Genomic DNA, 23213 nt, shown 5'->3' with positions numbered 1-23213 from the left:
TATGTGATTAATCCTGATCGGATCGGGGATTCTTCAGCCCGGTTTGATATAGGACATTGCTGATTGAACAGGGATTGGGCATACCATCCTGTATGGCAGCAAGATTCTCAGCATTTTTGTCGTATCCTGCCACGGTGTTTGATCCACTGATGGCTCGATTACGCCGCACCCTTGATGGTGTTCAAGGCTCCCCGCGACACAATCTGCGGGTGTGGGGGCTGATTTGTATTGTCTTGCTGGCATCGCTGACCCAGGCAGGGGTGCCACTCGCCCTGAATGGGGCCGGGGCGAAAGGCCCCGGATCGCTTCAGGCGGCATCGGATATTATCTATATCTGTACTGGAAGCGGTATTCAGCCGGTCCGTCTTTCGACAGTTGGTTCTGGCGTGGTCCCTGTTTCACTGGCGAGTGAAACCAGAGACCCCGGTACGAGCGGTAAGGCGGCACCATCCCATGCCTTTTGTGCCCATTGTGCATTTTGCCATACCATGCCGGTTATTACGGCCAGTTTTACCTGGACCCATTTAGCACGGCAAACCCGGTTGGCACCGGTTATTCGGGGCAGCCATACGGTGTTTGTGGCCACCGTTCTTGGTTTTGCGCCGCGTGGTCCACCTTTGCGCATCTGATCGGCCACATCTAAATTTTGTTTTTATATCAGACAGATGGAGCGCGTTATGTTGAACAGATTTTTGGGAATTGCCACCGTTGTCGCCGGAATTGCGGTGGCATTGCCTGCTTTTGCGGGCGATATTGCTGTCAAGGATGCCTGGGCCAAGGAATCAATCGGTCGTGCGCCCAATGGCGCGGTGTTTTTTACCATCGAGAATAACGGCGAAGCTGATCGCATTATCGGTGTCACGTCCGAGCTGGCAGATCGCACCGAATTGCATACCCACATTAAGAAAGACAATGTGATGAAGATGCGCCGGGTTGAGGGCGGCATCGACATTCCGGATCACGGCAGCGTTGCGTTTAAACCGGGCAGCTATCATGTGATGTTTTTGGACCTGCATCAACCGCTTGGCGTCGGCCAGCATATTAAATTGACCTTGCAACTGGAAAAGGCTGGCAATGTGCCGGTTGACGCGACCGTTCTGTCGCTAAGCGATGCCGCAAAGATGGATCATGCGCCGATGATAAGGCAGATGCAGGGCATGGGCGGCAACAAGGGGAGCGGAATGGGCGGCCAGAAGGGGAGCGGAATGGGTGGCCAGATGCAGATGCAAGGCAATGGTAATCAGACCGGGGACTGCGCGGGTCAAATGCAGATGCAGGGCACTGGCGCTCAGACGGGTGATTGTGTGCGCCAGATGAAAAAGCAGCCTTGATCTCCTTGATCTCTGCGTGGGCCGTGTTTGCGCCGTGCAAGAAACATGAACTGTTTTTTCCAAGGGTGCGGATTGAATCGCACCCTTTTTGCCATCATGATCAGGTTTTGCGAACAGGATGGTGAGAATGGCCGTGATCGACGCGCTGATTGACAAGCTGAACTTGCGGCCCCACCCCGAAGGGGGCTATTACGCCGAGACATTCCGCGCGACCGAGGTCACCAACCCGCAGGAGCGCTATCCTGCGGATCGGTCCACCGGGACGGCGATATATTATCTGTTAACCCCGGATACATTTTCGGGGATGCATATTTTAACCTCGGACGAGATTTTTCATTTTTATCTTGGCGATGCGGTAGAGCAATTGCAGTTATTTGCCGATGGCAGCCACCGTGTGGTTGAGATCGGGACCGGCATTGCCGCAGGTCAGCGCCCGCAACAGGTGGTGCCCAAAAATGTGTGGCAAGGCGCACGTTTAAAGCCCGGCGGCACATTTGCCCTGTTGGGATGCACGGTGGCCCCCGGGTTTGATTTTGCCGATTTTACCATGGGCAAACGCGCTGACCTGATCGCGAACTGGCCCGATGCGCATGAGATGATTACAGCCTTGACCCGGGACTGATTTTACGGCGCTATTGGCAGGTGAAATGATGTTTTTCTGTCGGGGTGTGTGATGTCTTTTGATGCGTGGCTGGTATTTGCTGGGGCTGCCTTTGCTTTGTCGATGGCACCAGGCCCCAATAATTTGATGGCAATGTTTAATGGGGCCCGGCATGGCGTTTGGGCGTCGGCCACGGGGGGCATTGGCCGCTTGTTGGCCTTTACCCTTATGATCATTGTTGCCGCCACCGGCCTTGGTGTGGTTTTGGCCGCCAGCGAGGTTGCCTTTACCCTTATCAAATGGGGCGGGGCGGCGTATCTGGTTTATTTGGGGGTGAAAACCTGGCGTAGCCACGTTCACAACCCGGCAGGGGATGCCGGGATTGCCGGGCAAGAAGGCGGATTTCAACCACGCCCCAAGGCGCTGGATTTGGCCCGGCGCGAGTTTTTAACCGCCATTGGCAATCCCAAAGCCATTTTGATTTTCACCGCTTTTTTCCCGCAGTTTTTAAATGCGCAATCCCCCTATGGTGCCCAGTTTGCCACGATGGGGCTGACTTTTATTGCCATGGAGGCCTGCGTGTTGATGGCATATGGGCTGGTTGGCGGGCAGGTGAAGGGTTTTGTGCGTTCTGCACGGCATTTGCGCCTGTTAAACCGGGTTAGCGGTGGTGCATTGATCGGTGCCGGGGCGTTGCTGGCTGCTGCACAGCGCTAACCTTCGTGGGGCATTGTCCTGTTTGGGGCGTTGAGGCAGGGTAGGTAAAATAGAAGGGCTACGTTCAAAAAGCGGCCCTTCTATTTTGATGATTTGGGCAGCCGATATGCTCTTTCGATCAGGCTGCATTCATCATGCTTGAAATGCACATGCCAAAAACAACCAATGTTAATGCAACCAGCGCATAGGCCCAATACCGCACCCGGATAAAAAAGATGCTATCGCCCCGTTTTAACAGAATGGTTTCGCCTGTTTTTGCATCAATTACTTCGCGGCCTTTGTCGGATTTTTCCAACCAGCGCATGGTTTGAAAACCCGCCAGCGTTGCGCCCAATGTAACAAAAGCAGGGAACAGCGCGCTTGGGATAATACCCTCAAGCAATGCTACGGCGAACATTGAAACAAGCGCCCCGATCAAGGCACCAAGTAACAACAGAACGCCCCAGCCTCTCCAAACAATAAACATATCAATCCCCGTTTTTGTGACGATGCTTTGTTCAACCCCTAAGCATTTGATATATGAGCCAGGATTGATTTATTGAAAACAAAAAATTGTGTTTCTTAATGGAAATATGCCCAGGAAAAGCAAAGGGGCGCAGCTTGTGAAAGCGCCCCCCTTTGCGGTTTGGTTTGCCCGGCGGTCCGGGGGATTATTTTTCGTCAGACAATCTCTTCAACCCGGTGGCAGGCGACTTCGCGACTGTCAATCATACGAAGTTCCGGGCGGTCCTGGCTGCAACGCGCGGTCGCAAACGGGCAGCGTTTGTGAAACGCGCACCCCGAAGGCGGGTTGATCGGCGAGGGGAGTTCGCCGCTGAGTGGTTCGGATTTTACCCGGTGGGCCGGGTCAATTTTCGGGGCTGATGCCAGCAGCGCCCTTGTATAGGGATGAAGCGGGCGGTTAAACAGATCCTCGGTCGGGCCTTTTTCGGCCACCCGGCCCAGATACATCACCATCACATCATCGGCAATGTGGCGTACCACAGACAGATCATGCGAAATGAACACATAGGCGACATTCATTTCGTCTTGCAAATCCATCATCAGGTTTAAAACCTGCGCCTGTACCGATACGTCCAGTGCCGAAACCGGTTCGTCGGCGACAATGACCTTTGGTTCCAGGATCAGCGCCCGGGCAATGGCAATACGCTGGCGCTGCCCGCCGGAAAACATATGCGGATAACGGCCATAAAATTCTGGCCGCAACCCGACCTTGGACATGGTGTCATGCACCCGTTCCTGGCGTTCCTTGCGGCTTAGATTATCCATATTCAGCAAAACCGGTTCTTCCAGAATCTGGCCGACCTTTTTGCGGGGATTAAGCGACCCGTAAGGGTTCTGGAAAATCATCTGCACGGTACGACGAAACAGCCTGGCGTCTTTGTCCGACAAATTTCCCACTGCGTCGCCATTGATTTTAAGCGCGCCCGAGGACGGTTTTTCGATCAAGGTTAACTGACGGCCAAGGGTGGATTTGCCACAACCGGATTCCCCGACAACCGCCAGGGTCTTTTTGGCTTCCAGCGAAAAGGAAACACCATCAAGCGCCTTGACCGATGCGGTGGGTTTGCCAAATCCGCCGCCTACAGTGTAATGCCGCGCCAGATTGTCGCCTTCCATCAGGGCGACGCCGGGTTTGGTATCAAGAAAGCTCATTTACACGTTCCTCCCGGTGGGCTGCCCGTTATCGTCCAGCGGATAGAAACACCGCACATCACGACCATAATAATCCGTCACCAGCGGCTGCTTTGCGACACATTGATCGGTAGCATAGCGGCAACGCGGGCTTAGCAGGCAGCCGGTCGGGCGGTCATGTGCGCCCGGAACCACACCGGGGATGGTGCGCAACCGATCATGCCCGGCGGATCGTTCCGGTAATGCTTCAAGCAAGGCCTGGGTATAGGGATGGCGCGGGGCGGCAAACAGGCCGTCCGCCGGCCCGCTTTCAAATAATTGCCCGGCATACATTACCTGAATACGGTCGGCGGCCTCGGACACCAGTGCCAAATCATGGGTGATCAGGATCAGGGCCATGTCACTGTCGGCCTGCAATTTTAACAACAAATCAATGATCTGGGCCTGAATGGTCACATCAAGGGCGGTTGTCGGTTCGTCGGCGACCAAAAGACGCGGATTGCACGCAATTGCCATGGCAATGACAATGCGCTGGCTCATCCCGCCCGAAAGCTGGTGCGGATAGGCCTTCATCCGTGATTTGGGGTCTGGGATGCCAACCTGGTTAAGCAGGTCAAGCGTGCGTTCACGCCGTTGCTTTTTGTTGCCTCCTTCATGGATCTTAAGGGCTTCCATGATCTGGGTTTCAACGGTGTAGCACGGGTCCAGCGACGACATCGGATCTTGAAAGATCATGGCGATGTCTTTGCCGGTGATATTGCGGCGCTTGCGCGCGGGCATACGCAACAGGTCCTGGCCGTCAAAGGTCAGGCTGTCGGCGGTGACGCGACCGGGATAGTCAATAAGGCCCATCAGGGCCAGGGAACTGACCGATTTGCCGGACCCGGATTCACCCACGATCCCCAGCACTTCGCCGCGTTCGACCGAATAGCTGACAGAATCAACCGCACGAAACGGATTGTTTTCCGAACCAAATTCGACCGTCAGGTTTTTTACTTCTAACAATGCCATGACGATTTACCGCTTCATCTTGGGATCAAGGGCATCGCGCAGACCATCCCCCATCAGGTTGAAGGCCAGCACGGTGATCAGGATACACAGGCCGGGCAAGGTGACGATCCACCAGGCAGAGCCGACAAATTCACGGGCATTTGCCAGCATCGACCCCCATTCCGGCGTCGGGGCTTGTGCGCCAAGGCCCAGAAAGCCAAGCGCCGCAGCATCAAGAATGGCATTGGAAATACCCAGCGTGCCCTGAACGATAAGCGGGGCGGCACAGTTTGGCAGAATGTTGATAAACATCTGTCGCAATGCACCGGCACCGGCAATTTGCGATGCGGTGACATATTCCTTGTTGAGTTCCGAAATGACAGAGGCCCGGGTCAGCCGCACATAATGGGGTAATTGCACAATCGAGATGGCCAGCATCGCATTGATCAGGCTGGGACCAAGGATGGTGACAATGGCAAGGGCCAGCACCAGACTGGGAATAGACAACATGATGTCCATCACTCGCATGATGCCAATTTCGACCCAGCCCCGGAAATATCCCGATACCAGACCCAGCGTTACGCCAATAAGCACCGACATCACGACAACGAACAGGCCGATAAACACCGATAGCTGCGCGCCATACATCAAACGTGAAACCATGTCACGGCCAACGGCATCCGTGCCCAATAAATATTGCATATTGCCGCCATCCTGCCATGCCGGGGGCATCTGGATGGCGGAACGGTCCTGTGCGATCGGGTCGTAAGGGGCAATCACCTGGGCGAAAACGGCCAGAAAAACCACAATGCCAACCACGATCAGTCCGGCCAGCGCACCACGGTTCTGGCGAAAATAGTGCCAGAACTCGGCAAGCGGCGAGGGCGGCTTTGCCAGCAGGCTTGCGTCAAGTTCCTTGCGCGCGGCATCGTCCTGGTTGGGCGTGGTCGCAGGATTTGTTTGTGTACTCATAAACTTGCCATCCCTTAGCGCGTATGACGAATGCGGGGATTGATCACGCTGTAGGTCAGATCAACAAACAGATTGACCATCATGATCATGATCGCGATCAGAAGAATTCCGCCCTGAATGGTCGGATAGTCGCGACGGCTCACAGCTTCGACAATCCATTTGCCAATTCCGGGCCAGGAAAAGATCGTTTCGGTCAGAATGGCACCTGCCACCAGCACGCTGACTTGCAGGCCAATCACGGTAACAACCGGAATAAGGGCATTGCGCAAACCGTGCAATACAACCACCTTGGTCGGGCTAAGCCCCTTGGCACGCGCAACACGGATGTAATCCTCGCGCAGGACTTCGAGCATCGAAGATCGCGTCATGCGGGCGATAACCGCCATTGGAATGGTGCCCAGTGCAATCGAGGGCAGGATCAGATGCTGCAACGCATCGACAAAGGCCCCTTTCTGGTCGCTCAGCAACGTATCGATCAGCATGAAGCCGGTCGTCGGTTCGATATAGTAAAGTACCGATAATCGGCCTGAAACCGGCGTCCAGCCCAGAAAGACCGAGAAGAACATGATCAGCATCGTTGCCCACCAGAAGATCGGCATCGAATAACCGGCCAGCGAGATGGTCATGGTGGTGTAGTCAAAGATGCCTCCCCGGCGCACGGCGGCGATAACGCCCAGAGGCAGGCCAACGACAATGGCAAATAAAATAGCGATAACGCCCAACTCAACCGTTGCCGGGAACAGGGTCATGAATTCTTCAAGGACGGGTTTTCTGGTTACAAAGGATTTGCCAAGATCGCCTTGGAAGACGCCCAGTAAATAATGGAAATACTGAACAATGACTGGCTGGTCAAATCCGTATTGTGCCTTGAGTTCGGCATAGCGGACAGCATCAACGCCACGTTCCCCCGCCATCATCAGGATGGGGTCGCCGGGAATGAGGCGGATCAGGAAGAAGACCAGCAGGGTGACGCCGAAAAACGTCGGGACGATGTCACCCAGTCTGCGGAAAAGGAAACCTAGCATGCCTTGGGGCCTTTTTGCTCATTCAGGCGCTGATCGAGCACGTGAATGTTCTCTCTTTTATTTTTTGATCTGGTAATGCGAAGAGGCCCGGAAAACCGGGCCTCTCGATAAAATGAAAGCGCGATTATTCTTTGATATCGACGCCATAGAAGATGTGACCGCCAAACGGGTCAATCTTGTAGTTTTCAACTTCCTTGCGGACCGGTTCGAAAACGACAGAGTGTGCAATGGTTGCCCACGGAGCCTGTTCTTTGAACACAACCTGTGCCTGTTCATACAGGCGGGTACGCTCCAGAACGTCCGAGGTGGTCTTTGCCTGCTGGATCAGCTTGTCGAAGTCTTCGTTGCACCATTGTGCGCGGTTTGAACTGCCAACGGCATCGCAACCCAGCAGAACGGCCAGGAAGTTATCGGGGTCACCATTGTCACCGGTCCAGCCCATCAGGAACGAACCTTGTTCGCCCTTTTTGGTGCGTTCCAGATATTCGCCCCATTCATAGGAAACGATTTTTGCCTTAACGCCGATCTTGGCCCAGTCAGCCTGGATCATTTCAGCCATGCGGCGCGCATTCGGGTTATAGGGGCGCTGTACCGGCATGGCCCAGATGTCGGTTTCAAAACCGTTCGGATAACCGGCATCGGCCAGCATCTTTTTGGCAGCTTCCGGATCATAGGGGTCATCAACGATGTCGTTGTTATAAGACCAGATGGTTGGCGGAATCGGGTTTTTCGCCTTGGAACCGGCACCCTGATAAACCGCTTCAAGGATGGCATCCTTGTTGATCGCCATGTTCAGTGCTTTGCGCACTTCGGTCTTGGTGAACGGTTCTTTTTTGGTGTTATAGCCAAGGTAACCAACGTTCAGACCTTCCTGGCTCATCAGGTTGATCGACGGGTCGGCATCCATCGCTTTCAGATCAGCCGGGTTCGGATACGGCATGACGTGGCATTCGCCCGCTTTCATCTTCTGATAGCGAACGGTGCTGTCCGGGGTGATGGCGAAGATCAGGTTGTCAATCGCGGCCGGGCCTTCCCAGTAATCGGGATTCGCCTTATAGCGAATGACGGCGTCTTTTTGGTACTGAACCAACTGGAACGGGCCGGTGCCGACTGGCAGCAGGTCAACCTGCTCCGGGGTGCCGGCTTCGAGCATGTTGTCGGCATATTCGCCCGACAGGATCGATGCAAAATCCATCGCCATGTTGGCAATGAACGGTGCTTCCGGACGGTTCAGAACAAATTTGACGGTGTAATCATCAACTTTGACGATGTCCTTGATCAGGTCGGGCATCGACATGGCGTTGAAATATTCGTACGAACCACCGCTGACACCGTGATAGGGGTTTTCTTTGTCCCACATGCGGTCAAAAGAAAACAGAACGTCGTCGGCATCGAATTCACGGGTCGGGGTGAATTCCTTGGTGGTCTGAAACTTTACACCTTTACGCAGGTGAAAGGTATATTCCAGGCCATCAGGCGAAATGTCCCAGCTGGTTGCAAGGCCGGGAACGATCGTTGTCGTGCCGCGCTTGAACTGAACCAGACGGTTAAATACGTTCTTTGACGTCGCATCAAAGGTCGTGCCCGAGGTGTAAAGCTGCGGGTTGAAACCTTCCGGGCTTCCTTCCGAGCAATAAACCAGGGTTTTTGCCGAAGCGGCCGTCGGTGCGGCCATGGCAGTTGTCGCAACAAGGGCTGCGCCCAAAGCCGCTTTGACGAAAGTCGCTTTCATTTATATGCCTCCCTCAAGGCTGGCCCGAACCGTCGTTTTGGTTTGCAAGTCTCACCCGCTGCATTCCGTACGATAAGTTCAGGCTGGTTGAGCCGATTCAACACATGTGTTGGTAATCGTCGCCCGAAAGTAATCAGGGTTTTTGCGTACCGTCAACGGTTGCTGAGGGAATTTACTTGGAAATCGTATCCGGGCAATAGATGAATTTATGTCAAGTGTTTGTTATTTTTATGAAATTGACGATAAATTTTTTCACTGGCTGCTATGTGTTTTTTTCAGGGCTGCTTGTGCTGCGACGTAAAAATGCGCCCGTTCTGTGTAGAAACAGGGCGCATTTTCATATTTTATCCAACATCGGGATTCGTGCATCGTTTCAGGAGATTAGTGAAACTTACAATCCGTGCAATCGCGTTTTCAGGGCATTGATTGCATTGATATCGCTGTTCCATGCGGTCACAAATCGATAGGCATTGGTACCAAGAGACGGCCAGGAATAAAACAGCATTCCGGCATCGCGTAATTTTTGTGCAATGGTATCGGGCAGGGCCACAAAAAGTTCATTGGCCTGCGGGGCAAGCAACATTTGCCCGCCCTGATCTGTTAGAAGGGTTGCCAAAGCCTGTGCGGCGCTGTTGGCATTACGGGCATTTTTCAACCAAAGATCGTTATCAATATAGGCGGCCAGTTGCCCGGCCAGATAGCGATGCTTGGACAATAAATGGCCGCTGCGTTTGCGGGCCTGCTCTGCCTCGGCGCGGCGTGCCGGGTCAAACAAAATAATCGCCTCAACCGCCATTGCCCCGTTTTTGGTACCCCCGAAACTTAACGCGTCAACCCCGGCTTTCCATGTGATGTCGGCGGGGGGACAATTCAGGGCGGCAACGGCATTGGCAAACCGGGCGCCATCCATAAACAGTTTTTTGTTAAACTGTTTGCAGATTGCGCCAATGGCAGCCATTTCGTCGGGGCTGTAAACCGCGCCCAGTTCGGTGGATTGGGTGACGGCCACACATTCCGGCGTTACCGAATGTACCCCGCGATCAACCCGGCTTTCGAGATAGGTGCTCAGGGTGGTTGCTTCAAGCTTGGCCGCTGGCCCATCGATCGGCAGCAATTTTGCACCACCGGTAAAGTGCGCCACGGCTGTTGATTCGTCTTCGTTAATATGGGCTTCGTGGTGGCAAACAATGCCGCCATAAGGCGATACCAAGGTGCTCAGGCTAATGCAGTTTGCTGCTGTTCCGGTGCTGACCGGAACCACGGCAACCTCGTGATCAAACAGGTCGGAAAAGGTGCGATCCAGCGATGCTGATACATCATCCCCGCCATAGGCCGGGGCGTTGCCCTGGCACTGGGCATCAATGGCGGCCTGTATTTCGGGGCAAACCGGGGTCACATTGTCGGAGGCAAAATTCATTGGGGGCTCGCTTTTTGTCGGATGTTAGATGTGGTCATAAGACCTGCAAAATGATGCATTGTTCTTGCATGGCCGCGGCGGGATACGCAATGTTTTGCTATGTCAGGTTCAGGTGTTGGGGCAGGGATGTAATGGCCTCAAGCGGGCTGTTCCACGCTGTAACAAACCGGTACGCGCCGGGGCCAATGGCAGGCCATGGGCGAAATATAATGCCGGTTGCACGTAACAGAGCGGCGAGGTTATCGTCCAGGCGGACAAACAATTCGTTGCCCTGGGGTTGATGCACCGTGGTGGCGCCCAGACGGGTCAGGGATTGCGCCAGCAGTTTTGCTGCCATATTGGCGTGGCGGGCATTTTTTAACCACAGGTCATTTTCCAGATAGGCCAGCAGTTGCACGGCCAAATAACGATGTTTGGAAAACAGGTGACCGCCGCGTTTGCGCGCCTTTTCGGTTTTTTTGCGCAGTGACGGATCAAACAACACAATCGCATCCACCGCCAGGGCACCATTTTTGGTCGCCCCGAAACTTAAAACATCAACCCCGGCCTTCCAGGTTATATCGGCCGGATGGCACCCCAAAGACGCCACGGCATTGGCAAAACGTGCCCCATCCATAAACAGGCGCATGTCATGGGTTTTGCACACCTGGCCAATGGCGGTAATTTCATCGACAGTGTAAACCGCGCCAAACTCGGTTGCCTGGGTGATGGCAACACATTCGGGGTCAACCGCGTGAATCCCGCGATTGCTTTGCGCGGTTAAAAATTGATCAAGGCGGTCAGCCTCGATTTTGGCCGATGGGCCATCCATGGTTAGCAATTTGGCCCCACCGCCAAAAAAGGCGACACCGGTTGATTCCGTTTGGTTGATGTGGGCTTCGTGGTGGCAAACAACCCCGCCATAGGGGGAAACAAGGTTGGAAAGGCCGATCAGATTGGCCGCTGTGCCGGTGGCAACCGGCACCACAACGCAGTCGGTTCCAAACACGGCGGAAAAGGCGGCATCCAGTTTGGCAGACAGCTCGTCCTGTCCGTAAGGCAGGGCACTGCCTTCTGATTCTTGGGTAATGGCAGCTAAAATTTCGGGGCATAAAGGTGAAACATTGTCGGATGAAAAATTCATGATGACCCGTTGTGCGAACTGGAAACAGGGGGTGGAATTTTACCCAGCATTGGCGCAACAGGTTTGAAATGCAAGCAGAACAAACCCGCCAGGCAGGGCGCGCGGCGGGTTTGTTGGTTAGGTAGCAATTGCGGGTTCTATTTGCTTGTCGCAACAAAAACACCGTCCCAGTCCGGGCCAGGGGGGCTTTGACGAAAAGCAGCGATGCGTTCATCATACATGTCATAAAGAACAGACAAGTTGCGCACCGGATTATGGCGCAAGGTCGCCAAAAGAGCCTCGGCCTGATCCCAGTTTTGTCGACGATAGGCGGTAATCATGGCGTCATGCTTTTGGGCCAGTTCGGTAAAATCGTCGCTGTCACGCAGATCGTGGTCGCCCAGCACGGTGAAAATTTCCACCGCTTCGCTTTTGCCTTTCACCGCAATCAGGTCCAGTTGCAAAACCGCAAAGCGGTCGGAAACTGTGATGGCACTATCCTGACCAATCACAATATCAACGCCATAGTTTTTAGACTGCCCTTCAAGCCGAGATGCCAGGTTAACCGCGTCGCCGAGAACCGAATAGTCAAACCGCTGGTCGGAGCCCATATTGCCAACAACGCAGGTGCCTGTATTCACCCCGATACCGATATTTAGCGGTAAAAACGGGCGGCCTTCGGCATGGGCTTCGGCCTCGCGTTCGGCATTTAAGGCCCGCAGGGCGACAAACATCGCCAGTGCGGCTTCACAGGCCTTTTCCGGGTGCAGGGGTACATCTAGCGGGGCGTTCCAAAACGCCATGATGCAGTCGCCCATATATTTGTCGATGGTGCCATCACGCTGCAAAATACAGCCGGTCAGCGGGGTTAACAGCCGGTTGATCAATTGGGTCAGGCCTTGCGGGTCTGATTTATAGCTTTCGGAAATGGTGGTAAAGCCGCGCACATCGCAAAACAGCAATGTCATATCACGCATTTCCCCGCCCAGTTTCAGCCGTTCGGGGTGTTGGGCCAATTGTTCGACCAGGGCTGGCGACAGATAGGTGGAAAAAGCGCCACGAACCTGGCGTTTTTCCCCTTCCGTGCGCATGAAACCGATCAGACTGCCTGTAATATAAACCAGAATGGTCGCGAGACTGGCATATAACGGATCAATCAGGATGTGGTGTTCGCGAAAGGCCCACCACGAAAAGCCAACGGCCCCGCCGATCATGCCAACACCGATAATCGCGGGCCAAAGTGGCCCCAACCGGGGAATGGCAATGATGAAAAACAGGCCGACAATCACCAATGCCAGCGTTTCTGCCTGCGATGCCCAATAGGGGCGGGACAAAAATTGCTGCAGCAGCATTTGTTCAAGCATTTCAGCGTGAATCTCGACCCCCGGTAAAACCGGGTTTAGCGGCGAGGATCGTAAATCGAGCAATCCCGCCGCACTGGTGCCGATCAGAACGGCCATGTCCTGAAGTGCGCCTTCAGGCAGTTTGCCATTTATGACGTCGGCTGCCGAAAGATAGCGGTCCTGTTGATGGCCGGTAAAATAGACCCACATATTGCCCGTGGCATCGGACGGAATGGTCAGTTGCCCCACCCGGATGGCATCGACCCCGTCGGTGGTTGTCCAACGGGCCGCACCACTGGCACCCGACAGGCGCACATTCATTGTTTTGGGGGCATCTTGCATTACGCGCAGCATTTCCATGCTTAGCGTCGGGTAAACCGGTTTGCCGATCAGGGGCTGTTCGGCATCAAGGGCCAGCAATAATGGCACGCGGCGTACAACCCCGTCGGCACCCGGTGTAACGTTAATCAGGGCATTGCCCGCAGCGGCGTCCTCGATGGCGGGCAGGTTGGTAATCGCCCCGCTCAGGGTCGGGATATATTCGGCAATGCGGCGTCCCTGGGACCCCGCGACGGAAAAATTGCCAATCTGGCGCGGGATGGTGCCCAACGGGCCGTTGGTTAACTGGGTTGCAGTTACAATCTGCCCCACGCCGCCAATGAACTGGGCAAACAGGGCATCATGGTCGGGCAGGCCGGTTGCCAGTTCGCGGATCTTGGCGGTGTTATCGTCTTGCGGCCAGTCACCAATCACACGCGATGGCGATGTGCGGTCGGGTTCGGCAAAAATAACGTCAAATCCGACAACAACCGCTCCGGCCGTGCGAAGCCGGTAAATCAGTTCGGCAAGGCGGGTGCGCGGCCATGGCCATTGGCCCAGTTCGGCCAGGCTTTTATCGTCAATATCAACAATGCGCACCCCGGCATCCTGATATTGGCGCGGTTCGATGCGTTGATAGGTATCAAACACATTCATCCGTAATTGCCCGACCAGTGGCACGTCCTGCCAGCGCAAAACAACGCATGTGACCAGCACAAGCAAGGGGATCAGATAATGTAAAAGTCCCGACAGTTTTTTGCGCATGATGATATTGCTTAACTACTCAAGGGCCAGTGGGGGTCGGTGTTGGCAGGTCGGGTGCATTACCGGGATCGGGGTCAATCTGACCACCGCCGCCGCAGTGAGGGCAATTATCAATGAGTTCATCCAGATCATATGAAGTTTGCGCACCTTCGGGCACGGCCGTTGTTGCAACATCAACATGTACGCTGGTTGGTGTTGTAAAAGTCACCGTTGCGGAACAGCCCGCTGCCACACAGCCTTCAGTTCTGTAAAAGTCTTCATTGGTCAAAATGGCATCGCCAGATCGACCGGTATAACTTTGTGAGTAGTGCATTGAAATATCGCCGTTGTATTGTTTCGATGAATTTAGTTCTTCGATATTGTTAATGTCCTGAGAAATGTATCTGTTCGAGAAATCTACTTGTGTATAGGATTCGTAGGCGAGCGAGCCATTATTTACGCTCGCGCCTTTTGCATAGGTTCCGCTTGTGATATTCTGCATTGCCTCGAATGTCGCAGCGTTCGTCGTACTTCCCGGGGTTTCATCGGTGACCGACGGATCGCTATGCACATCGTTGCTGGTCTGCGATGTTTCGTTGCTGGCGGCGCTCGACGTTGTCGTGACACTGGTTTGGGTCATAGCAACATCCAGCGTTCCGGCAACGGTTTGACCGCTATCGCTGTTGGCCGACGCCATGGCATTGCTGCTCAGCGTTGAACCGCTTCCGCCCGATGTCGATGTTCCCGACGAACCGGTACCAGATGCCGTCGGCGATGCTGACGACGACTGGGCAGAACCACCGCTGTTGCTGCTTCCGTTTCCGTTACCATTGCCTTTGCCGTTTTGTTTTGCATCACGCGGGCTGGGGCGGGTGACCAGTGAACTGATATCCAGCCCGGCAAGGTCGGCGGGAAAACGGGTGGGTGGGGTCACGGTATCGCCGGTCATAAAGGCACCAAAGCCTTCGCTCGACAAAGGCTGGGTGACGCCGTTGTTCGACGTCAGTTCAACCGCCCCGGGCCGCGAACCGGAATCATTGCGCCCGGCACCCGGCCCAAGATTAACCACGCCAACAATCGGCCCGGAATTGTTGTTTGACGAAGACCCTAGCTGATCCTGGGCAAATTTTTGGGTTGTCGGCGACCAGCTGTTTGAACTGCCAGTACCATTATTTCCGCCATTTCCCGGGCCATCCTGCACGGAGACCAGAAACTGGGTACCACGAATGCCGATGGAGCCGACCGGCAGGTTTATTTTCATGGTTTTCGGGTCGTTATGGGCCAGTTTCCCGGTCAGAACACGCACAACGCCACGGGTGATACTGGCGGTCATATGGCCTTGATTGTTTGACGGGTCATAGACAAAATCGTCAATGGCGATTTCGCTGTTCGGGCCGATGGTGAAAACGGTTTCATCCATCAGCAATATCTGCATCCCCGAGCCGGGTGAGGAGGTAATATAGTCACCCAGATAAATCGGCTGACCACTATCAATCCGGGTGCCGACCACGCCTTTGGCCTCTGCCAGTTCGACCTCGCCTCGCACAGCGGCACTGACCCCTGCCTGTTCACCGCGTGCCAATGCCGGATGCAGCGGAAGCATGGTGCCAAATGTGAACAATACCGCCAGCGAAGCACCCCGCAGCCCGGCCTGAAGGTGGGCGGGATCTGATCGTGTGTGGCGTTTGTCGAGGATGGAAACCGTCATGATCATGGTGCCTTGTGGTTAAAATGCCCAACGGCGCGAGAGAAGCAATTGCGTGCGCCAGTTGTCGTAATCGTAGTTCGCAATGTTGGAAGATGTCGCCTGGTATTCTTCGGTAATCGACCACGAAACGGGTGCGATGAACTGATAAATATCCTGCCCGATGTCGCTGCCAAACCACGATGCTTCCAGCAGGTTTCCGACATTTGATCCATAAGAAAGCCGGGCGCGTAGCGGATAATCCTTGCGTGTCATTGGTGTGTTGCCCGTAACCAGCGCGTCAGGTTGCTGATATTGGTCAACCCCATAGGAAAAGCTGCCCATCACGTATTTGCCACCAGCGAGCAAAAGGGTGTGGCTAAGCTCCGCACCAACACTGCGATAGGTGTAATAGCTGCGGGCGGCTTCCTTGCGGGCCAGTGTCAGGCCGAATGTGGTGCGGTTCTGGTTGTCCCAGGTATAAGTAGCACCGGTTTTCCCCTGATAGCGCTGACCTGATCGCAGCGGCAGTGCGCTTGAATCCGGTGTTGCACCATAGCGTTCGTCAAAATAGCTGGTTTGGCCCCACAGGGTGGTGTCGGGCCTGAATTTCCAGTCAGCACGCACCCGCACCCCGCGAGAGGTCAGGAATTTTTCGTTGTCAAGTTCGGCTGCCGTCTGGATCAGGGTCGGGGTGATGGTTAGATACGGGCTGCGCCAATGGCCGCCAATTTCGAAACTGGCGGTGCCAACATCGAGGTTATCGAGGCGGACTTGATCGTCGTAATAGCCGGTGACACCGGCAAAAACATCGTGCCCCGCCTGATAGCCGAGATCATAGGTAATGTCGTAATGGGCCGCCCCCATATAACCAAAATCCGACTGATGGCGGTCTTCGGTATTCGTGATTGTTTGCAAAGACCCCAAAACCATGCGTTCGTTATCGCTGGGTGCTGAATTGCGGTTGGTATCGTAATGAACACCGAAACTGACAGACAGGGTTTGTTTTACCCGCTGGCGACGTTTGTTGATGGCATCCAGATATTGGTCGATCTGGGCGGCCACGTCGGGACTGATCGGCAGCGCACGCAGTTTTTCAAACTGTGCTTTTGCGATATCAAGACTGTCGAGGCGATACAGGACGATGGCATAATAAAGCCGAACCGGCGCCAGATCAGGGTCAAGGATCAGGATGCGTTCAAGCGTTGAAGAAGCCCCGCGAATGTTGCCCTGTGCCATTTGCGCCTTGGCCCAGCGAAAATTCAGCACAATATTGTCAGGGTCGCGCAAAATATCGGCAAAGGTAATGCCTTTGCCGTCATCGGTGGATAACAAAAACCGTGATTTTTCCGCAGCCCCTGAAAGGGCCTGAAATTCCTCTTGTATTTGTGCAGAACGTTGTGCCGCATCCACAGCAGGCGGTTCCTGTGCCCACGCGCCATTCACAGCCAGTATCGATACAACGGCGCAAGCGGCACCTGCGGCGTACCTGCCGCACCGGAAATTCAAAACAGACAATTCAAGACCCCAATTCGCAGGTAAGCCAATCATGCGACATGGTCGTCATTTACGATTAAGGCTTACCAACCCCATATTATACGAACAGACTAAACCGAACCGAGGCTGTTGAAAAGTTCTAGATCATAAGCGGTAAGATTAAGGTGCACGCAGTGTCAGAGTTGCTTGAAAATGATGCAGAAACTACAAAGGCGCTGCCCGTTAGAGCATGTTTCCTTTAATAAGACCCGTTTTGCCAACGCATTTTGCTGCTCAGCAAGGAGAAATCCGCAGGGCGTAACGGGGTTACGGACAAGGATTTCGACGTCGCCGAGCAGCAAAATGCGCTGGCCCGCAGGGTTTAATTTTGACGGCGTTTGGCGGCGTTACACCGCTTGCCCGATGCGCCGCATCGCGCAGCGCGCCGTGCCTTGCCAAACGACACGTCAAAATTAAACAAAATGGGTCTTATTAAAGGAAATATGCTCTAAAAGCAGCGCCTTGTATTTTTAGCAAGTTTTGCAGGCGATTGGTTTACATCGCGGTGCCGCCAACCGTTAATCCGTCAATGCGCAGGGTGGGCTGGCCAACGCCAACCGGGACCCCTTGCCCATCCTTGCCGCAGGTGCCAATACCGTCATCCAGTTTCATGTCGTTGCCGATCATGGAAACTTTGGTCAGGCTGTCTGGTCCGTTGCCGATCAGGGTGGCACCTTTGACCGGCGCACCCAGCTTGCCATTTTCGATCAAATACGCTTCGGATGCCGAAAACACGAACTTGCCCGACGTAATATCCACCTGGCCGCCGGCAAAGTTAACGGCGTAAATGCCTTTTTTCACCGATGCCAGAATTTCTTCGGGGCTGTGATTGCCGCCGAGCATATAGGTGTTGGTCATGCGGGGCATGGGGGCGTGGGCATAAGACTGACGCCGTCCGTTGCCGGTGGATTTAACGCCGGTCAGGCGCGCATTCAACCGGTCCTGCATAAAGCCGGTCAGGATGCCATCCTCGATCAGGACAGTGCGCTGGGTGGGCGTGCCTTCATCGTCAATTGATAATGACCCGCGACGGTCATGCAAGGTGCCATCATCGACCACGGTGACGCCGGGTGATGCAATGCGCTGACCTAAAAGACCGGCAAAGGCCGATGTGCCCTTGCGGTTAAAGTCACCCTCAAGGCCATGGCCGATCGCTTCATGCAGCAAAATACCCGGCCAGCCCGGCCCCAGAACAACGGTCATTTCACCGGCAGGCGCGGCAACGGAATCCAGATTGACAATCGCCTGACGTAACGCTTCATCGACGGCGGATTTCCATGTTTTTTCGTCAAAGAAACCGTCAAAGCCGATGCGCCCGCCTTGCCCGTGCGATCCGCTTTCCATGCGGTCGCCATCCTTGACGACGACAGAAACGTTAAAGCGCACCAGCGGGCGAATATCACCAATACGCTGCCCGCCCGACCGCCAGATCTGCACCGCCTGCCAGTTGCCCGAAATCGATGCCGAAACCTGGGAAACGCGCGGGTCTTTGGCCCGGGCATAGGCATCAATCTTGCCCAGCAAATCGACCTTGGCTTCAAAGCTGGCTTCACCAAGCGGGTTAATGTCGGTGTAAAGCGAGACATTGGTGCCAATTGACCCCAAATCCACCTTGCCCGACCGGCCCGACCCAACCGCCTTGACGGTTTCTGCCGCCCGGCCCACGGCGGCGTTGGACAATTCGTTGGAATGGGAAAAAGCGGTGGCTTCATCGGCAACAGCGCGCAGACCAAAGCCCTGGGCGGTATCAAAATTCGCACTGCGCAGGCGACCATCATCCCAGGTCAGGCTTTCGGACTGGCGATATTCCAAAAACAGTTCGCCATCTTCGGCTGTGGCAAGGGCATCATTAACCTGGCTTTCCAGCCGGTCACGATCAAGTTCGCCCTTGTCGAAAAAGAGGCTATCGGTTTTGCTCAGATCGGTCATGAAACCTCCTTGTCCGTCAAAATCGCGCGGGGGGCGGATGACGGGTGAATTGTCCCTGCATGGCAAAAGTCCTGTGACAGTATTTACCCTTAGGTTTTGGGGCTTTCTGCTATTCTGGATTTTCGTTTATACAGAGTTCTGTAATATCTCTATATAGACCGGCGAAGGCGAAGATGAAAGCCCGTGGCAATGTTTGTTGAACATCCCCAGCGTGTCGCACTTCATAACGAAATTCATGCAAGGCCGTTTGGCGGCGTGCAAAGCCCGATGCGGTGCAGTTGTCTGGCTTTTCACGCCGGAGAGGACCTTGATGCCGAGGTCCGGCAGCATTTTCGCAGTTTTTGCGCGCGCTATACCCTGACGCCCCCCGCCGATGACCAGAAATATTTTGAAGCGGCCTGCGATGGCTTTACCGTTATCTGGGAGCGACATGCCGAATTTACGGTTTATGTTTTCAAGCGCCAGGCACCGTTTGAGCAGCCCTTTGAAGACCCGGTGATGAATTTGGTGCCAAGTGACTGGATGGAGGCCACACCGGGCCTGATGCTGGTCGGGCTGCATATTGCGATGGATCGGGAGGCGCGCAGCAGCGACGATATTGCCCGTTTGTTTGATTATAACGGCCTGACGGGCAGCCATGTTTTGGGCCGCGGCGCATTGTTATGGACCGATTTTCGCCTGCATGGTGATGGATTTGGCCGGATACTGGTACGTGACAACGGGTTGGAGCCCTTGCAGGCGGGACGTTTGATCCAGCGTATTCAGGAAATTGAAGTTTATCGCATGATGGCGTTGCTGGCCTTTCCCATGGCGCATTGCGCGACACCCAAGGTTTCTGAAATTGATGCCCGTCTGTCATCCATCACCGCCGAAATGGCCAGCAAAACCCACACCAATGATGAAGAAACCCTGCAAAAACTGACCGATCTTGCCGCCCAGACCGAAGAAATGGCGGCATCGTTAAATTATCGCTTTGGCGCAGCGCGGGCCTATTACCGCATTCTTCAAGCCCGGCTGGGCGAGTTGCGCGAAGAACGGATCGAGGGCATGCAGACCCTAAGCGAATTTATGGAACGTCGCCTGGCCCCGGCCATGCGGACCTGCCAGAATATTGGCGACCGGCTGGAGGTTTTGTCCAAGCGGGTGGCGCGGGCCAATAATCTGTTGCGGACCCGGGTGGATATTTTGCTAGAGGCGCAAAACCGCGATTTGCTTGCCAGTATGGACCGGCGGGTGAAACTGCAATTACGCCTGCAACAAACGGTCGAGGGGCTATCGGTTGCGGCCATTACCTATTATGCGGTGGGTTTGCTGGGATATTTGTTTAAAGCCGTTAAGGACGTTGGCATTCCCATGAATGACAAGGTCGCCAGTGGAGTGGCAGTGCCCGTGGTTTTGGCTGTGATATGGTTTTCCATGCACCGTATTAAAAAAGCCCTGCACCGGGACGAGGCGCAGGGCTAAATAATGAACCCTTGCGGGCAAGTTTATCAGGCGGAATCACGCAGTTTGTAGGCGCAAAACGTTGTCGCGCTGATCAAAATCACGGCACCGGCCTGATGGGTCACCCCCAAAGGCAACCACACCACACTTAGCAAGGTTGAAATGCCAAGGGCGACTTGCAGGCACACAGCGGCAAGCATCAAATGACAGGCGTTTTTTTGATCAGCGGTGATGTCTTGCCGGGTGGTTTGCCACCAGAAAAACAGCACGACAAAAAAGGTCAGCTTCGCCAGCCAGCGATGGTCAAACTGAATGGTTTTGACATCCTCGAACGGGGCCATCCAAGCCGGGTCAAAGGCAAATAAGCCGTTGGGGATCAAATGTCCGTCCATCAGCGGGAAAGTATTGTAAATAAACCCGGCATTGGTCCCCGCGACAAAGCCGCCAGACAGTGCGGTGAAAACCACCAGCGCCAAAACGCCTGAAATGCGTTTTGATTTGGCGGTTGCTATCGGGCGCGGGGCATATTGCTGTAAGCCAACCCATAACAGGGCAATGAAAATGACCAGGGCGAGGCCAAAATGGGCGGTCAGGCGGTATTGGCTGACATCGGGCCGATCCACAAGGCCACTCATGACCATGTACCAGCCCATCACACCTTGCAGGCCGCCGAGCACAAAAAGCCCGGCCAGCTTCCATTTGGTGGTGCCATCGATGCTGCGTTTGACCAGAAACCACACGAAAGGCACAAAAAACACCACGCCAATGAACCGGCCCCACAGGCGATGGATAAATTCCAGCCAGAAGATCGATTTGAAATCGGCCACCGACATCCAGCCATTTACTTTCTGAAACTCGGGATACTGGCTGTATTCCTGATACAGGCGTTGCCAGTCGCCTTCGTTCAGTGGCGGGATGACGCCGGTAAAAGGATGCCATTCAACAATGGACAGGCCAGACTCGGTTAATCGGGTCAGCCCGCCAATGACCACCATAACAAAAACCATGAAGGCACAAAAAAACAGCCACAAGGCAACAGCGCGGTGGGGCTGGGGCGCGGCGTTGTTCATGCTGGCGGCAGGATTTAGAGTGGGGGAAGCACTGCGAGACATCGAATCCTCTGGCTTTGGCAATGTAAATCTGGTCGGCACTATAGGCTGAAACAATTCTGATTTGTACGAAAAGCCGCACCAAATCGTTCTTGAGGGTCGATCACGAAGTTGTCATTGCCGAAAAATGGCCGGTAAACACCGGTTTTTCCGAGCTTCTCAAAATAAACACTAAATTTTTGTTCAATATAAATAAAACACATAAAAAATGTATTGAATTAAATAAAACACACCTTCATAGTCTCGATTAACAAACAGAAAACCGTATTTAGAGGATCGACGATGTTTCCCATCAATCTGGACCTTGGCCGCCTGTCGGTGGCTCTGGTTGGCAACGGCGAGGCTACGCTGAACCGTTTGCGCCAGCTTGACGGTGATGGGGCCAAATATGTCACCGTTTATAGCGAAGACCCAAATGTCGAACTGGCAGAGCAGGCGGGCGACCGTTTGCACCGCTATCTGCCCAATTCGGCCGATATCAATGCCGTTGCCATCATGTTTGTGGTGGATCTGCCCGAAGCCAGTGCTGCCGACCTTGCCGCTACGGCGCGCGCCGTTGGCACGATTGTCAATGTCGAGGATGTGAAAGACTATTGCGATTTTTTTAACCCGGCCCGTGTTCAGCGCGGCGATCTGGTGATCACGGTGTCGACCAACGGTTCCAGTCCGCGCCTGGCAGGGCGCATCCGTCGGGCGATTGAAAACTGGCTGTCCCCGCACTGGGGCGACCGTTTGGGCGAACTGGCAAACCAGCGCGCCAAATGGCGTGAATCCGGTGCCGACATGAAACAGCTTGTGCGCCTGACAGATGATTATATTGATCGCCGGGGGTGGTTATAATGGCTGCTTTGAGAGAGGAAGACGTCGTTACCGGTGGCAGCATGAGTGTTGATGAAACCAACGCGCGTGCCCGCACATTGCTGGACCAGTACGGCCATTTACAGGGTATTTCCCTGATTGAACCGATGGTGCACGAAGAATTTGCCGGTAAAATCACCATGACATCATCGTTCGGGACCGAGGCGGCCGCCCTGCTGGCTTTGGTCGCCGAGGTGGACCGCAACCTGCCGGTCATTTTTCTCGATACCCGCAAGCTGTTTGGCGAAACCCATCGTTACCGCGAACAACTGGTGGATCAACTGGGCCTGACCAATATCCGTATCATGCGCCCGGATGAAACAAAGCTGAAGGCCGAGGACCCGGAAGGCATGTTGTTTGCAAAGGACGGTAACCGGTGCTGCTTTATCCGCAAGGTTGAACCCTTGCAACGCGCCCTTCAGGGCTATGATGCGTGGCTGACCGGGCGCAAGCGCTTTCATGGCGGTGAACGCGGAACCTTGCCGGTGATTGAAACCGCAGGGACGCGCATCAAGGTTAATCCGCTGGCAGGGTATAACCGCCAGGATATCGAGGACATTTTCGAAAACCGGGCCTTGCCACGCCATCCGCTGGAATCAGAAGGCTATATGTCGATTGGCTGCATGCCCTGCACCGACCGGGTTGATGCCTCGGTTTCCGATGTTCGTGCCGGTCGCTGGGCCGGGCAGGACAAAACCGAATGCGGTATTCACTATATTATCTGATC

20 protein-coding genes are annotated in these 23213 nt (G+C 54.6%); 7 read left to right on the top strand and 13 right to left on the bottom strand.

Going from position 1 to position 23213, the window contains the following annotated elements; genetic code table 11:
- The first annotated feature begins 149 nt into the window (after positions 1-149).
- From AAC086_RS18730 to AAC086_RS18715, 4 genes are all read left to right on the top strand, one after another.
- Complete coding sequence (locus AAC086_RS18730; RefSeq protein WP_339780990.1) at positions 150-629, top strand: hypothetical protein; 480 nt, start codon at positions 150-152, stop codon at positions 627-629.
- 48 nt (positions 630-677) lie between these two features.
- Positions 678-1331 (top strand): copper chaperone PCu(A)C, encoded by a 654-nt coding sequence (locus AAC086_RS18725; RefSeq protein WP_339780988.1) that lies wholly within the window; start codon positions 678-680, stop codon positions 1329-1331.
- A gap of 127 nt (positions 1332-1458) precedes the next feature.
- Positions 1459-1953, top strand: a complete 495-nt coding sequence (locus tag AAC086_RS18720; protein WP_339780987.1) for a cupin domain-containing protein — start codon at positions 1459-1461, stop codon at positions 1951-1953.
- Positions 1954-2004: 51 nt separating this feature from the next.
- Positions 2005-2649 (top strand): LysE family translocator, encoded by a 645-nt coding sequence (locus AAC086_RS18715; protein ID WP_339780985.1) that lies wholly within the window; start codon positions 2005-2007, stop codon positions 2647-2649.
- Between the two features lie 118 nt (positions 2650-2767).
- Here AAC086_RS18715 and AAC086_RS18710 read toward each other — a convergent pair whose 3' ends face one another.
- The 12 genes from AAC086_RS18710 to tldD form a co-directional block, all read right to left on the bottom strand.
- Complete coding sequence (locus AAC086_RS18710; protein ID WP_339780983.1) at positions 2768-3115, bottom strand: hypothetical protein; 348 nt, start codon at positions 3113-3115, stop codon at positions 2768-2770.
- A 194-nt stretch (positions 3116-3309) separates the two neighbouring features.
- Positions 3310-4305: a peptide ABC transporter ATP-binding protein gene (locus AAC086_RS18705; protein ID WP_339780981.1), complete on the bottom strand. Its 996-nt coding sequence runs from the start codon at positions 4303-4305 to the stop codon at positions 3310-3312.
- Positions 4306-5295, bottom strand: a complete 990-nt coding sequence (gene dppD / locus AAC086_RS18700) for a dipeptide ABC transporter ATP-binding protein (protein WP_339780980.1) — start codon at positions 5293-5295, stop codon at positions 4306-4308.
- 6 nt (positions 5296-5301) lie between these two features.
- The gene (locus AAC086_RS18695; protein ID WP_339780978.1) at positions 5302-6246 is read right to left on the bottom strand and encodes an ABC transporter permease subunit; all 945 of its coding nucleotides are present in this window, start codon (positions 6244-6246) and stop codon (positions 5302-5304) included.
- A gap of 14 nt (positions 6247-6260) precedes the next feature.
- Entirely contained in the window at positions 6261-7271 is a 1011-nt protein-coding gene (locus tag AAC086_RS18690) for an ABC transporter permease subunit (RefSeq protein ID WP_339780977.1), read from the bottom strand.
- 124 nt (positions 7272-7395) lie between these two features.
- Positions 7396-9003, bottom strand: coding sequence for an ABC transporter substrate-binding protein (locus AAC086_RS18685; protein WP_339780976.1), 1608 nt, complete (start codon positions 9001-9003; stop codon positions 7396-7398).
- A 391-nt stretch (positions 9004-9394) separates the two neighbouring features.
- Positions 9395-10420 (bottom strand): beta-eliminating lyase-related protein, encoded by a 1026-nt coding sequence (locus AAC086_RS18680; protein ID WP_339780974.1) that lies wholly within the window; start codon positions 10418-10420, stop codon positions 9395-9397.
- A 97-nt stretch (positions 10421-10517) separates the two neighbouring features.
- The gene (locus tag AAC086_RS18675) at positions 10518-11543 is read right to left on the bottom strand and encodes a beta-eliminating lyase-related protein (protein ID WP_339780972.1); all 1026 of its coding nucleotides are present in this window, start codon (positions 11541-11543) and stop codon (positions 10518-10520) included.
- A 137-nt stretch (positions 11544-11680) separates the two neighbouring features.
- Complete coding sequence (locus AAC086_RS18670; protein WP_339780970.1) at positions 11681-13948, bottom strand: adenylate/guanylate cyclase domain-containing protein; 2268 nt, start codon at positions 13946-13948, stop codon at positions 11681-11683.
- A 19-nt stretch (positions 13949-13967) separates the two neighbouring features.
- Entirely contained in the window at positions 13968-15635 is a 1668-nt protein-coding gene (locus tag AAC086_RS18665) for a FecR family protein (RefSeq protein WP_339780968.1), read from the bottom strand.
- Between the two features lie 18 nt (positions 15636-15653).
- Positions 15654-17162, bottom strand: coding sequence for a hypothetical protein (locus tag AAC086_RS18660; RefSeq protein WP_339780966.1), 1509 nt, complete (start codon positions 17160-17162; stop codon positions 15654-15656).
- A gap of 480 nt (positions 17163-17642) precedes the next feature.
- Complete coding sequence (tldD, locus tag AAC086_RS18655; protein WP_339780964.1) at positions 17643-19076, bottom strand: metalloprotease TldD; 1434 nt, start codon at positions 19074-19076, stop codon at positions 17643-17645.
- Between the two features lie 189 nt (positions 19077-19265).
- Between tldD and AAC086_RS18650 the strand changes: the two genes are divergently transcribed.
- Complete coding sequence (locus tag AAC086_RS18650) at positions 19266-20540, top strand: DUF3422 domain-containing protein (protein ID WP_339781071.1); 1275 nt, start codon at positions 19266-19268, stop codon at positions 20538-20540.
- 26 nt (positions 20541-20566) lie between these two features.
- Here the strand turns inward: AAC086_RS18650 and AAC086_RS18645 are convergent, their stop codons facing one another.
- The gene (locus tag AAC086_RS18645) at positions 20567-21631 is read right to left on the bottom strand and encodes a COX15/CtaA family protein (protein ID WP_339780962.1); all 1065 of its coding nucleotides are present in this window, start codon (positions 21629-21631) and stop codon (positions 20567-20569) included.
- Positions 21632-21910: 279 nt separating this feature from the next.
- Here AAC086_RS18645 and AAC086_RS18640 point away from each other — a divergent pair, with 279 nt between their 5' ends.
- Both AAC086_RS18640 and AAC086_RS18635 read left to right on the top strand, forming a co-directional pair.
- Complete coding sequence (locus AAC086_RS18640) at positions 21911-22468, top strand: NAD(P)-dependent oxidoreductase (RefSeq protein ID WP_339780960.1); 558 nt, start codon at positions 21911-21913, stop codon at positions 22466-22468.
- Positions 22468-23211: a phosphoadenylyl-sulfate reductase gene (locus AAC086_RS18635; protein WP_339780958.1), complete on the top strand. Its 744-nt coding sequence runs from the start codon at positions 22468-22470 to the stop codon at positions 23209-23211. Before AAC086_RS18640 ends, AAC086_RS18635 begins: the two co-directional genes overlap by 1 nt.
- Positions 23212-23213 lie beyond the last annotated feature (2 nt).

Source organism: uncultured Thalassospira sp. (assembly GCF_963976115.1).
Classification (GTDB): Bacteria; Pseudomonadota; Alphaproteobacteria; order Rhodospirillales; family Thalassospiraceae; genus Thalassospira.
Note: the sequence above shows the minus strand (reverse complement) of the source record. Positions and strands in the feature narration are given on the sequence as shown.

Excerpts from the sequence above, each read along its gene's own strand:
- AAC086_RS18730 (WP_339780990.1), top strand. The coding sequence starts at position 150 with ATGGCTCGATTACGCCGCACCCTTGATGGTGTTCAAGGCTCCCCGCGA.
- AAC086_RS18725 (WP_339780988.1), top strand. The coding sequence starts at position 678 with ATGTTGAACAGATTTTTGGGAATTGCCACCGTTGTCGCCGGAATTGCG.
- AAC086_RS18720 (WP_339780987.1), top strand. The coding sequence starts at position 1,459 with ATGGCCGTGATCGACGCGCTGATTGACAAGCTGAACTTGCGGCCCCAC.
- AAC086_RS18715 (WP_339780985.1), top strand. The coding sequence starts at position 2,005 with ATGTCTTTTGATGCGTGGCTGGTATTTGCTGGGGCTGCCTTTGCTTTG.
- AAC086_RS18710 (WP_339780983.1), bottom strand. The coding sequence starts at position 3,115 with ATGTTTATTGTTTGGAGAGGCTGGGGCGTTCTGTTGTTACTTGGTGCC.
- AAC086_RS18705 (WP_339780981.1), bottom strand. The coding sequence starts at position 4,305 with ATGAGCTTTCTTGATACCAAACCCGGCGTCGCCCTGATGGAAGGCGAC.
- dppD (WP_339780980.1), bottom strand. The coding sequence starts at position 5,295 with ATGGCATTGTTAGAAGTAAAAAACCTGACGGTCGAATTTGGTTCGGAA.
- AAC086_RS18695 (WP_339780978.1), bottom strand. The coding sequence starts at position 6,246 with ATGAGTACACAAACAAATCCTGCGACCACGCCCAACCAGGACGATGCC.
- AAC086_RS18690 (WP_339780977.1), bottom strand. The coding sequence starts at position 7,271 with ATGCTAGGTTTCCTTTTCCGCAGACTGGGTGACATCGTCCCGACGTTT.
- AAC086_RS18685 (WP_339780976.1), bottom strand. The coding sequence starts at position 9,003 with ATGAAAGCGACTTTCGTCAAAGCGGCTTTGGGCGCAGCCCTTGTTGCG.
- AAC086_RS18680 (WP_339780974.1), bottom strand. The coding sequence starts at position 10,420 with ATGAATTTTGCCTCCGACAATGTGACCCCGGTTTGCCCCGAAATACAG.
- AAC086_RS18675 (WP_339780972.1), bottom strand. The coding sequence starts at position 11,543 with ATGAATTTTTCATCCGACAATGTTTCACCTTTATGCCCCGAAATTTTA.
- AAC086_RS18670 (WP_339780970.1), bottom strand. The coding sequence starts at position 13,948 with ATGCGCAAAAAACTGTCGGGACTTTTACATTATCTGATCCCCTTGCTT.
- AAC086_RS18665 (WP_339780968.1), bottom strand. The coding sequence starts at position 15,635 with ATGACGGTTTCCATCCTCGACAAACGCCACACACGATCAGATCCCGCC.
- AAC086_RS18660 (WP_339780966.1), bottom strand. The coding sequence starts at position 17,162 with ATGATTGGCTTACCTGCGAATTGGGGTCTTGAATTGTCTGTTTTGAAT.
- tldD (WP_339780964.1), bottom strand. The coding sequence starts at position 19,076 with ATGACCGATCTGAGCAAAACCGATAGCCTCTTTTTCGACAAGGGCGAA.
- AAC086_RS18650 (WP_339781071.1), top strand. The coding sequence starts at position 19,266 with ATGTTTGTTGAACATCCCCAGCGTGTCGCACTTCATAACGAAATTCAT.
- AAC086_RS18645 (WP_339780962.1), bottom strand. The coding sequence starts at position 21,631 with ATGTCTCGCAGTGCTTCCCCCACTCTAAATCCTGCCGCCAGCATGAAC.
- AAC086_RS18640 (WP_339780960.1), top strand. The coding sequence starts at position 21,911 with ATGTTTCCCATCAATCTGGACCTTGGCCGCCTGTCGGTGGCTCTGGTT.
- AAC086_RS18635 (WP_339780958.1), top strand. The coding sequence starts at position 22,468 with ATGGCTGCTTTGAGAGAGGAAGACGTCGTTACCGGTGGCAGCATGAGT.